The sequence below is a fragment of the Arthrobacter sp. Y3225116 genome, assembly GCF_059091245.1.
Genome location: NZ_JBNHGL010000089.1, coordinates 1 through 10,693, shown reverse-complemented (window position 1 = coordinate 10,693; position 10,693 = coordinate 1). Strand labels below are relative to the sequence as shown.

The following is a 10,693-nucleotide window of genomic DNA, read 5'->3' as shown; positions in this document are numbered from 1 at the left end:
GGCCGGCCCGGGCGCCGCAATGGGGCAGCACGGCGGACGACGGCGGCGGCCCGCCCGATTGACGCTGGCGTGCACCGCCGGTTAGGTTCAACAGCAGCCGGGCACGGAAGCCCGGACCCGAGCGTGGAGGACACAGATGGCGGAGTTCGTGCTGGCGATCGACCAGGGGACCACCTCCACGCGCGCGATTATTTTCGACCACGCCGGGACGCCGGTCTCCACCGGCCAGCGCGAGCACCGGCAGATTTTCCCGCAGCCGGGCTGGGTGGAGCACGACCCGGTCGAAATCTGGGACAACACCCGCGAGGTGGTGGGCACGGCGTTGTCCCGGGCCAGCCTGACCCGGCACGACATCGCCGCCGTCGGCATCACCAACCAGCGCGAAACCACGGTGGTGTGGGAGAAGAGCACCGGCCGGCCCGTCTACAACGCGATCGTCTGGCAGGACGTGCGCACGCAGCAGATCTGCGACGAACTGGCCGCCGACGGCGGGGTGGACCGCTTCCGCGAGCAGACCGGGCTGCCGCTGGCGCCCTACTTCGCCGGGACCAAGCTGGCCTGGATCCTGCGCAACGTGGCCGGGGCGCGGGAACGGGCCGAGGCCGGCGAGCTGCTGTTCGGCACCACCGACAGCTGGGTGCTGTGGAACCTAACCGGCGGGCCGGACGGCGGCACGCACGCCACCGACGTGACCAACGCCTCCCGCACCCTGTTCATGGACCTGCGCACGCTGCAGTGGGACCGGGAGATCCTGGACGCCTTCGGCGTGCCGGCCGCGATGCTGCCGGAGATCCGCTCCTCGTCCGAGCCCTATGCGACCGTGCACGGCTCGCAGCTGCTGCGGCACGTCCCGGTCGCGGGCATCCTCGGCGACCAGCAGGCGGCCACGTTCGGGCAGGCGGCCTTCAACCCCGGCGAGGCCAAGAACACGTACGGCACCGGGTGCTTCGTGCTGGTCAACACGGGCGAGGAGATCGTCAGGTCGTCGCACGGCCTGCTCACATCAGTGGGCTACCAGCTGGGCAAGGCGGCGCCGCACTATGTGCTGGAGGGGTCGATCGCCGTCGCAGGGTCGCTGATCCAGTGGCTGCGCGACAACCTGGGCCTAATCTCGTCCGCGCAGGAGGCGGAGCAACTGGCGGGCACGGTCGAGGACACCGGCGGCTGCTACTTCGTGCCCGCGTTCTCGGGCCTGTTCGCCCCGTACTGGCGGCAGGACGCCCGCGGCGCGCTGGTGGGCCTGACCCGCTTTGTGACCAAGGCGCACATTGCCCGGGCCGCGCTGGAGGCCACGGCCTTCCAAACCCGGGAAGTCCTGGACGCGGTGAACGCCGACGCCGCGGTGCCGCTGACCGGCCTCAAGGTCGACGGCGGGATGGTCGCCAACGATGCGCTGATGCAGTTCCAGGCGGACATCCTGGGCGTGCCCGTCATGCGGCCGCGGGTCACCGAGACGACGGCGCTGGGAGCGGCCTACGCCGCGGGCCTCGCCGTCGGATTCTGGGAGGACACGGACCAGCTGTCCCGGAACTGGGTGCAGGACAAGGTGTGGGAGCCGCAGATGCAGGCGGAGGAGCGGGAACGCAGGCTGCGTTTGTGGAAGAAAGCGGTCACCCGGACCCTCGACTGGGTCGACGACGATGTCCTGTGAACGTGCGGTAAAGTGGTCCCATGTTCGCACTGCTCCTTAGCTAGCCGCTGCCGCGGGGCCCAGGCCCTGCTTCAGCGGCCCGCCCCTCCGATGCCGAGGGGCTTTTGTGTGTCTAGGGGAGTCAGGCCAGTGCGCAGTACAGACAAGAGGACGAGGCAAGCACAGTGAGTACGCAGCCGGGAACGGAACAGCACGAGTACAGTTTCTCCGCCATGGAGGCCAAGTGGCAGGCCGTGTGGGAGGAACTTGATGTCTTCGCTCCCGCCGACGACGGTTCCCGCGAACGCCGCTACGTGCTGGACATGTTCCCCTACCCTTCCGGCGACCTGCACATGGGCCACGCCGAAGCCTTCGCCATGGGCGACGTCGTGGCACGCTACTGGCGGCTGAAGGGCTACGACGTCCTGCACCCGATCGGCTGGGACTCCTTCGGCCTGCCGGCCGAGAACGCCGCGATCCAGCGCAACGCCCACCCCAGCGAGTGGACCTACGCCAACATCGAAACCCAGGCGGCGTCCTTCAAGCGCTACGCGATCAGCGCCGACTGGTCGCGCCGGCTGCACACCTCCGACCCGGAGTACTACCGCTGGACCCAGTGGCTGTTCCTGCGGTTCTACGAGCGCGGCCTGGCCTACCGCAAGAACTCCCCGGTCAACTGGTGCCCCAAGGACCTGACCGTGCTGGCCAACGAACAGGTGGTCAACGGGGCCTGTGAACGCTGCGGCACGCCCGTGACCAAGAAGAGCCTGAACCAGTGGTACTTCAAGATCACCGAGTACGCCGACCGCCTGCTGGACGACATGGACGAGCTCAAGGGCCACTGGCCGGAGCGCGTGCTGGCGATGCAGCGCAACTGGATCGGCCGCTCCGAGGGCGCGCACGTCCGGTTCACGGTGGAGGAAGCGGGCGGACGCCCGGCGCAGGACGTCACGGTCTTCACCACCCGCCCGGACACCCTGAACGGCGCCACCTTCTTCGTGGTCGCGGCCGACGCGCACCTGGCGCTGGACCTGGTGGCCCCGGAGCACCACGATGCGCTGATGGCCTACCGGGAGCAGATCAAGGCACTCTCGGACATCGAGCGCCAGTCCACCGAACGCGAGAAGACCGGCGTGTTCCTGGGCCGCTACGCGATCAACCCGCTGAACGGCGAAAAGCTGCCGGTGTGGGCCGCCGACTACGTGCTGGCGGACTACGGGACCGGCGCCATCATGGCCGTCCCGGCGCACGACCAGCGCGACCTCGACTTCGCGAAGGCCTTCGACCTGCCGGTCCGCGCCGTCGTCGACACCGGGGAAGGGGACCCGGCCGAGACCGGGATCGCCACCAGCGGCGAAGGCACGCTGATCAATTCCGGCGAGCTGGACGGCCTATCCAAGACCGAGGCCATCGCCCGCGCCATCGACCTGGTGGAGGCGGCCGGCACCGGCGAGAAGACCGTGAACTTCCGGCTGCGCGACTGGCTGCTGTCCCGGCAGCGGTTCTGGGGCGCGCCGATCCCGATCGTCCACTGCGACGAGTGCGGCGAGGTTCCGGTTCCCGATGACCAGCTGCCCGTGCGGCTGCCCGACGACCTGCGCGGCGAAGCCTTGTCGCCCAAGGGCACCTCGCCGCTGGCCGCCGCCGCGGACTGGGTCAACACCGACTGCCCGAATTGCGGCAAGGCCGCCCGCCGGGACACCGACACCATGGACACCTTCGTGGATTCGTCCTGGTACTACCTGCGCTTCGCCTCCCCGGACTACGCCGAGGGCCCGTTCGAGAAGGACGCCGCGGCCCGCTGGCTGCCGGTGGACCAGTACGTCGGCGGCGTCGAGCACGCCATCCTGCACCTGCTCTACAGCCGGTTCTTCACCAAGGTGCTCAAGGACATGGGCCTGATCGATTTCGACGAGCCGTTCCGTGCGCTGCTGAACCAGGGCCAGGTGCTCAACGGCGGCAAGGCGATGAGCAAGTCGCTGGGCAACGGCGTGGACCTGGGCGAGCAGCTGGACAAGTTCGGCGTGGATGCCGTGCGCCTGACCATGATCTTCGCCTCGCCGCCCGAAGACGACGTGGACTGGGCGGACGTTTCGCCCTCCGGCTCGGCCAAGTTCCTGGCCCGCGCCTGGCGGCTGGGACAGGACGTCGCCTCCGCCCCGGGCACGGATTACGACGACGGCGACCGCGCCCTGCGCTCGGTCACCCACCGGACCGTTGCCGATGCGGCGGAACTGCTCGACGCCGGCAAGTTTAACGTGGTCATCGCCCGGCTGATGGAGCTGGTTAACGCCACCCGCAAGGCCATCGACGCCGGTCCGGGTGCCGCCGACCCGGCCGTCCGCGAGGCCACCGAGGCCGTTGCCATCATCCTGAGCCTGTTTGCCCCCTACACCGCGGAGGACCTCTGGGCCCGGCTGGGCCACGAACCGTCGGTGGTCAAGGCATCCTGGCCGGCAGTGGACCAGTCCCTGCTGGTGCAGGACACCGTGACGGCCGTGGTGCAGGTGGCCGGGAAGGTGCGCGACCGGCTGGAGGTGGCAGCCGACGTCGACGCGGACGAGCTGGAAAAGCTCGCCCTGGCCTCGCCGCAGATCATCCGGACCCTTGACGGCCGCGGAGTGCGCAAGGTGATTGTGCGCGCGCCGAAGCTGGTCAACATCGTGCCGGCCTGACCGGCGGCCCGGCCCCGATGAATTGGCTCGAGCACCTCGTACAGCGGTCCAAGCAGCTGCTGCATCAGCAGCAGCAGGCGCCTGCCCGGCCGGGGCAGCCGCCGCGGCACCGGGTCGCCGTCGTCACGGATTCGGCCGCCTCGCTGCCCGCGGACTGGGTCAACCAGCCGGACACCGCGGACTGGCTGCGGGTGGTGCCGATGCCGGTCATGATCTCCGGGCAGATTTACGGGGAAGGCGTCGACGACGTCGCGTCCGCCTTGGCGGTCGGGCTCGCCGAGGGGCGCGACATCAAGACGTCGCGCCCCTCGCCGGGGCTGCTGGAGCGGACCTACCGGGAGCTCGAAGACCTGGGCTTCGACGCGATCGTCTCCATCCACCTCTCGGCCGAGCTCTCCGGCACGATCGAAGCGGCGGGCCTGGCGGCCGACGGCGTGGGCATCCCGGTGGAAGTGGTGGACACGCGCAGCGCCGCGCTGGGTGAAGGATTCGCCGTCATCGACGCCGTCATCGCAGCGCAGAGCGGTCTCGACCGGCAGGCCGTGACGGAGCGAGCCAAGGCGGCGGCCGTGTGTTCCGACGTCTTCTTCTACGTGCCCAGCCTGGACCAGCTGCGCCGCGGCGGCCGGATTTCCGCCGCCTCCGGCCTGCTCGGCACCCTGCTGGCCATCAAGCCGCTGCTGGCCATCCGCGACGGTGCCATCCTGCCGCTGGAGAAGGTGCGGACCGCCGCCCGCGCCCAGGCCCGGCTGCAGCAGCTGGTGGTGCGCCGGATCGAGGAACTCGACTACGAACCCCGGGTGGCGGTGCACTACTTCGGCAACGAAACCGAGAGCCGGGCCATCGCGGAAACCCTGCAGCAGTACCTGAGCGACGAGGTGCTGCTGACCCCTGTTCCCTCGGTACTGGCCGCCCACACCGGCCTGGGCGTCGTCGCGGTGGTCGTCGGTCCGCCGACGCCGCCCCTGGATCTGCTCACGGTTGTAAACAATACGAGGAGTCCCCGTTAGATAACTGGCATGCACGGATATTCGTCGGACGGGAGTGGGCGGTTTCCGGAGTTTCCACCGGCATGTTTGTGTTTCGGCAATATGCTTTCCTCAAATGACATAAACGAGGAGATGCGATGGTGTCAAATTCACGCGGAACCAAACCCAAACCGATGTTCGAGAAAACTCAACACTGGACATCGGCGCTCTCTCGGGAAGCGGCTTTGGCAGCTATCGCCGAAGCGTTCGCATCGGAGGGTGGCCAGATCAACCGCGAAGGTGACTTGGTCCAAGTCCGAACTGGGTCAAATTGGCACTACCGTTTGTGGGGCAATTTGCTATCGCTGGGCCGAGACAAGGTGCCAGTCGGGATAGACATCCGAGCCCGACCGGCCCCGGACGGGAACGGTTCGGAAGTCGAAGCGCATGCTTTCGATACTTTTGGGCCGCGACTCACGGACGCTGTTTTCTTCGGCGCTCAGGAGACCTTCGAAGAGCGACTACAGGCCCTTATGGACAGAGCTACCAAGGCCACTGGTAGTACAAGGATCTGACGAGGGCATAAGCTCTCCCGCGACGACCAGGAGTGCGCCGCGGAGGCTTCACATTGGGAGACTAACCCCTACTTCACCTCGGGGGCCCGAGATCAACCTACATTGATCCGTTTTGGTCTTCTCGTTAGCAATAAGTACACACTCGATACGCAGGGGCGCCAGTAGAAGACGGCACATTCCAGGAAAGTACGCATACGCCGGCCCCCCACGCACTTGTCTAAGCCAGCCGGTATTGTCAGTGCCATAGGTCAGATGAAACCAGGAGGAACGGTGGGCGCAGGCCGTTACGTTTTGGCAGCGATCCTGAGCGTCCTCACGCTAGCCATTGCGGGATGCGGGTCCAGCGGTGCCGATGCCCAGCCTAGTGCCACGCAGGGGACGTCGGGCCGGTGGCATGTAAGCGTTCTCGGCCCACGAAGCGGGCCCTACGACGCATGCCTGGATGATCCAAGCATTGAAGAAACCATTCAGTCGCTCGACATGCCCTCGTCGCACTTGGGTATCAAACTCATCGCATCAGCGACGGAGAAGGATGCTCAGCGGATCGCAGACTGCCTGAGACAGACTCTGAAAACCGGCGAAGTGTCGGTCGACAGCCCAAGGTCCCAAGATCCAACCGGGTGAGCCTCCGCGCTTCATCTTTTGGGTAAATCCGCACTTACACCCTTACGTCTGCAAAGGCTCAAACGCGCCACCAAGGCTTTCCTATACAAGCACCCACTGGTGCATTTCGGGCCATTGCTGGCCATATTGATCCTGCTCCTTCTCAAATGCCATTCCCATTTGGATGCGCCCAGCACCCCCAGCATTGAACGGCCAGCAGTCTCATAACCCATGCGTTGACGGCCACTTGCGGATGAACTTTGATGGGCAGATGGGGACATCGAAGCGAAGGCGTCAACTGGCGGCGGGCGCCTGGGTCATTGGCTTGCTCTCTCTTGCCACGCTGGTGATGGCCTTGGTCTCCAGCCCTGATGACGGAGCGGAGATTGCATTCCGGATTGCCTGGGTGGTCTTCGGTATGACCATGGGGGCATTTGGTGTCCTGTCTTTGCTGCGAGGAACGCAAAAGGGCCGGCCGCTGGCGTTCGAACCGTTTCGGTGGCAGCTGATCATCACCGGCCTAGTCGCGGCCGTCGCGGCGACGGCGGTTGCATCGCAGCTGCTGGTTGACTCCGGCGACCTGCTCTCCGTCGCGTACTTTCCCTTGATAGTCGGCGGGCTGATCGGGCAGATGTTTCGGCCGGAGGGCACGCGGGCGGAATGGCTGGGAACCGATCGGCGTGGCTCCACCAAGACGTAGTGGTCAGGTTGAGGTGCAAGGATGGGCCCATGCATCCCGAAGCGCTGATCCTTCTCATCGTCGGCCTGGTACTGGTAGGGATCTCATCCGTCTTCGCCATTACACATCCCCGACGAGAAGGGGAGCCGTTCGGGCCGCAACGAAGGATGATGCTCGCCCTGTGCCTTACTGGAGGTCTGTGCATTGCGGCGTTCGCCATCATCTTCTTGACTGCTCTAACGGTTTGGAAGACGCCAATTTAGAGTTCGACGGAAGAATCTATTGGAGAGATTCTCCGTCTTCGTAAACGGCCCTCATACAAGAGACTTTCACCCGACTGAAGGCCGGCACCAGCTACAGGCTGTACGTGAAAGCCAATGCTGTCTCTGCCAACGGAAAGTTTAAGAAGTCTTCCTCCTCGGTCTCCAAGGTAGTGAAGACGGTTTCGGCTTCCGCGGTGAAGGTCGCCGCACCGGCGTCCGTCAAGACCTCGGCCGGGAAGGGCAGCGTCACGGTTTCGTGGAAGACGCCTGCCGTGACCGGCAAGGTGACCGGCTACACCGTCACGCTGAAGCAGGGAAAGAAAACGGTGAAGGTCTACACCACGACCAGCACCAAGGCGACGTTCACGAAGCTGAAGGCCAACACCAGCTACAAGGTGTACGTGAAAGCGAACGCGAAGTCCGTCAACGGGAAGGTCAAAAAGTCCTCTTCCACCGTCGCTAAGACTGTGAGGACGAAGAAGGCGCCGGCTGTTCCGGCGCCTCCGCGCGGCGGCGGGGTTGTCCCCATCAACCCCTCCGACAAAGTCTGCTGGACCGTTGACAAAAACGGCGCACAGATCCGCTGCCCGTAAGCCCTGCGGCCAAGCCAAGGAACACAAGGGCCTGCCCAGGCCAGCGACACAGAATCCCCCGGGAGGCAGCCTTACGCTCCTCGGGGGATTCTTCTCGTTACTGCTGCCTAATGAACGGCCGATAATGACCGTGTGAGGACTAAGAGGTAACCTCGCCTACCGCGGCAGAGAAGGCGGGAAGTCATTCGTAGCTACTCGCCTTCTTTATGTCCACCTTTAAGGACGAATAGTTGAGCAGCGACCTCCATGGACTAGTCGCTCATCTTTCCCGCCGCAGCACCAGCAGGTCAACGCGGCGGCGTAAACTGAGAAAACGATTTCATTCAAGGGGGAGAATATGAAGTACAAAAACGCGGCAGGGTTTTTCGTGAGCGGTATCAGCTTTATTTTGGCTGGTCCGCTAATTGTTTTCATTGCCCTGACGTTCGGAGCACGCGCGGCTTTCGCCGATCCCTCCGCTGAGCTGGGTGGCCTGTTCCTCGGTGTAACGGTTTTCGGAGGGCTACTTGGCATCGTGGGCTTGGTCTTGCTCGTTGGGTCGGTATACAGGGCTTTGGTGAAGATCGATGCCCTGCCGGTGATGCTCCAGTCCGCGGACCTGGAGAGCCGGTCGGTCGACCGTTGGTAAGCGATCCTTTGTGCATTCGGCCCTACCGCCTTTCCTGTTCCAAGAGAAGCGGCCTGAACGAGGTGGCCACTCAACCAGACGGGCGATTGTGAAGGGCTGCTTCGGGGCATGAGAGCGAAGGTTTGGACGGCGTCGCTGCTGGTGGCCGCTGTGGTCATGCTGGCCGGCTGCGGCTCCGATGAGGAGTCGGCTGCGACGGGCCACTGCGGCGGAGTAGCTTCCGTCAAAGACGGCGGCTTTTGGGACATCATCGCGCACACCCAGTCGGCCTCGGGGGGCAGCATTCAAAGGCAGACAGCCGCTCTCGAAGAGTGTCTGGCGAAGCTTCCCGCAGCAGAGATCGCTGAGTTCGACATGGAGTTCGCCCGACACCATGACGAACTCTATTCCTGGGATCTCTGGGGTGCGGCCTTCCTGGTGCAGAACGGCTGCGGGGACGACTGTTTCGAGTATTTTCGCAGCTGGGTTATCGCGCAGGGGCCGGATTACTTCGAGGCGGTCCGCGACGACCCGTCGGCCTTGGCAGATGGACGCCTGACCGATGAGGAAGAAGTTGCCGAGGCGGAACTGCTCTCCTACGTTGCCGCCGACACCTATGCATACCTCACGGGGCGACAGATGTGGGACGACTACCCGGACCACCCCGGCGTCTTCGACATCGACGAGCCCTCAGGCAAAAAGTGGGAGGAATCCGAGCTCGATGCCGTCTTCCCGGAGCTGACCCCGCTGCCGCTGGAATGACCCGGGCGCGGGTCTGAGACTAGATTCACCGATCAGCAGCTGGGGTCGCGGCCTAATCGGTGCGAAGAAATAAAGCGGGGTTTGGGGAAGGTGGAGCTGCCGGTCGCGCGACCGGGCAGGGGCGCGAGGGAGCGGGATCCTCCGTGTGCTTGTGGCGTTACTTCGTCACGGTCTTCGACGTCGCACCCGCTTGCCCGCGACGCTTCGCTGAATGTGACCCGGTACTGTTTTTTGGCAGCCCGCTTTACCTTGCCCGACGCCTTGCCGCCCTTCAGGTCCACAGTCTTGATGGTCTTCCATTGACTGCCGGACTTGACCTGGAACTTTGCCTTCTTGGCGTTATACGCGGTGAACTTCTCCGCCATTAAGCCGGAACAGTCTCAAATCAGCCACGGAACGGTCCTTTTCCTTTGATGTGCCGGTACAACGCTGCTACTAACCTTCCAGCGCAAGACTAGACGCGGTCATGATTCCAAGTGGAACTCAACCCGGTACCTCATGAACCGTATGTTTTTGGCAATGCACAGTGCCCGGCGAATCTTCAAATCGTCCTCTTGGGCAATGATTACGCCCTCAACGCTCTGACCGGGTTCGAGCAGGGCTTCCTGAACGAACCCCATATAGCGCTGGATTTGGCCGACGACGGCGTCGCTGGCTCGTCCCCGCTTTAGCTCAACGACGAGCAGCTTGGTTCGGTCCTTGCTGACCGCGAGAATGTCCATTGGCCCGGTGTCAGTGAGGTACTGCTGGCCCTTGAGCTGGCCGTCTTCCTCGTAGATGTCGTATTCCCGGCCCAATGTAGTGCTGCGCCAGTTGTGGACCAGGAAGTCTTCGAGCTGCTTCTCCATCTGAAACGCAAGCTGGTCTTCGACCTGCGAGGAGATTGCTTGTGCGATAGGTTGGGCCGGGTCTGCCAACTGTGTGAGGGCGGCAAGCTCTGCCGTGTGCGCGGTCAGTTGAAAGACCGTCATCATCGAGCCAGTAGAAGATGCCAGGGTCGGACTCATATCGTCCTTGTTCAGCGTTCCCTTCCAGTCGACCCGACGCCGGTGTGGAAGTTCGGTGCCGGGATGATACTCATAGGGCCCGGTGACAATGCCGTACTGGTAAGTCCGCCCTGGTTTCGGCGCAAGCACCATATCGCCTTCGCCTATCCCCTCACACGCGGCCCAGAGGTTGCCCATGGCAAGGCCGGCGGCTATGCGCGACTTGTCCGGGTACATGTTGAGGAACACACTGTTGGGACTGCCCCCGGTTTTGTTGACTCCTTGACCTAGCGAGCTGGTGCTCGTGGAAGGATGTTGACCATGCCCACGGCTTATGGGGCGGAGTTCCGCC

General features: G+C 64.4%; 11 protein-coding genes. 8 read left to right on the top strand and 3 right to left on the bottom strand.

From position 1 onward, the window contains the following. Nucleotides 1-136: 136 nt before the first annotated feature. From glpK to AC5RV2_RS10035, 5 genes are all read left to right on the top strand, one after another. Complete coding sequence (gene glpK, locus AC5RV2_RS10055; protein WP_494092207.1) at nt 137-1,651, top strand: glycerol kinase GlpK; 1,515 nt, start codon at nt 137-139, stop codon at nt 1,649-1,651. A gap of 164 nt (nt 1,652-1,815) precedes the next feature. Next, on the top strand, nt 1,816-4,305 hold the full coding sequence (gene leuS, locus AC5RV2_RS10050) for a leucine--tRNA ligase (protein ID WP_494092206.1): 2,490 nt from the start codon (nt 1,816-1,818) through the stop codon (nt 4,303-4,305). Nucleotides 4,306-4,322: 17 nt separating this feature from the next. Further along, a complete protein-coding gene (locus tag AC5RV2_RS10045; protein WP_494092205.1) occupies nt 4,323-5,315 on the top strand; it encodes a DegV family protein in 993 nt (330 codons plus the stop codon). A gap of 1,407 nt (nt 5,316-6,722) precedes the next feature. Beyond that, nucleotides 6,723-7,151, top strand: coding sequence for a hypothetical protein (locus AC5RV2_RS10040; RefSeq protein WP_494092204.1), 429 nt, complete (start codon nt 6,723-6,725; stop codon nt 7,149-7,151). 29 nt (nt 7,152-7,180) lie between these two features. After that, entirely contained in the window at nt 7,181-7,393 is a 213-nt protein-coding gene (locus AC5RV2_RS10035; protein WP_494092203.1) for a hypothetical protein, read from the top strand. A gap of 91 nt (nt 7,394-7,484) precedes the next feature. On the opposite strand, the gene AC5RV2_RS10030 is transcribed toward AC5RV2_RS10035, so the two are convergent. Beyond that, on the bottom strand, nt 7,485-7,676 hold the full coding sequence (locus AC5RV2_RS10030) for a hypothetical protein (RefSeq protein WP_494092202.1): 192 nt from the start codon (nt 7,674-7,676) through the stop codon (nt 7,485-7,487). Here AC5RV2_RS10030 and AC5RV2_RS10025 point away from each other — a divergent pair. From AC5RV2_RS10025 to AC5RV2_RS10015, 3 genes are all read left to right on the top strand, one after another. Further along, complete coding sequence (locus AC5RV2_RS10025) at nt 7,666-7,986, top strand: fibronectin type III domain-containing protein (RefSeq protein WP_494092201.1); 321 nt, start codon at nt 7,666-7,668, stop codon at nt 7,984-7,986. The two genes, AC5RV2_RS10030 and AC5RV2_RS10025, sit on opposite strands and share 11 nt — an antisense overlap. A 337-nt stretch (nt 7,987-8,323) precedes the next feature. Next, nucleotides 8,324-8,614, top strand: coding sequence for a hypothetical protein (locus tag AC5RV2_RS10020; protein ID WP_494092200.1), 291 nt, complete (start codon nt 8,324-8,326; stop codon nt 8,612-8,614). A gap of 108 nt (nt 8,615-8,722) precedes the next feature. Beyond that, the gene (locus tag AC5RV2_RS10015; RefSeq protein ID WP_494092199.1) at nt 8,723-9,355 is read left to right on the top strand and encodes a DUF4240 domain-containing protein; all 633 of its coding nucleotides are present in this window, start codon (nt 8,723-8,725) and stop codon (nt 9,353-9,355) included. A 32-nt stretch (nt 9,356-9,387) separates the two neighbouring features. Here AC5RV2_RS10015 and AC5RV2_RS10010 read toward each other — a convergent pair whose 3' ends face one another. Both AC5RV2_RS10010 and AC5RV2_RS10005 read right to left on the bottom strand, forming a co-directional pair. Next, entirely contained in the window at nt 9,388-9,720 is a 333-nt protein-coding gene (locus AC5RV2_RS10010) for a hypothetical protein (protein WP_494092198.1), read from the bottom strand. Nucleotides 9,721-9,819: 99 nt separating this feature from the next. Continuing rightward, on the bottom strand, nt 9,820-10,693 hold an 874-nt coding region (locus AC5RV2_RS10005), incomplete at its 5' end, for an endonuclease NucS domain-containing protein (RefSeq protein WP_494092197.1).

Bases quoted from the DNA above. Each gene is read 5' to 3' on its own strand.
- AC5RV2_RS10035 (WP_494092203.1), top strand. From the start codon at position 7,181: ATGCATCCCGAAGCGCTGATCCTTCTCATCGTCGGCCTGGTACTGGTA.
- AC5RV2_RS10010 (WP_494092198.1), bottom strand. From the start codon at position 9,720: ATGGCGGAGAAGTTCACCGCGTATAACGCCAAGAAGGCAAAGTTCCAG.
- glpK (WP_494092207.1), top strand. From the start codon at position 137: ATGGCGGAGTTCGTGCTGGCGATCGACCAGGGGACCACCTCCACGCGC.
- AC5RV2_RS10045 (WP_494092205.1), top strand. From the start codon at position 4,323: ATGAATTGGCTCGAGCACCTCGTACAGCGGTCCAAGCAGCTGCTGCAT.
- AC5RV2_RS10020 (WP_494092200.1), top strand. From the start codon at position 8,324: ATGAAGTACAAAAACGCGGCAGGGTTTTTCGTGAGCGGTATCAGCTTT.
- AC5RV2_RS10015 (WP_494092199.1), top strand. From the start codon at position 8,723: ATGAGAGCGAAGGTTTGGACGGCGTCGCTGCTGGTGGCCGCTGTGGTC.
- AC5RV2_RS10040 (WP_494092204.1), top strand. From the start codon at position 6,723: ATGGGGACATCGAAGCGAAGGCGTCAACTGGCGGCGGGCGCCTGGGTC.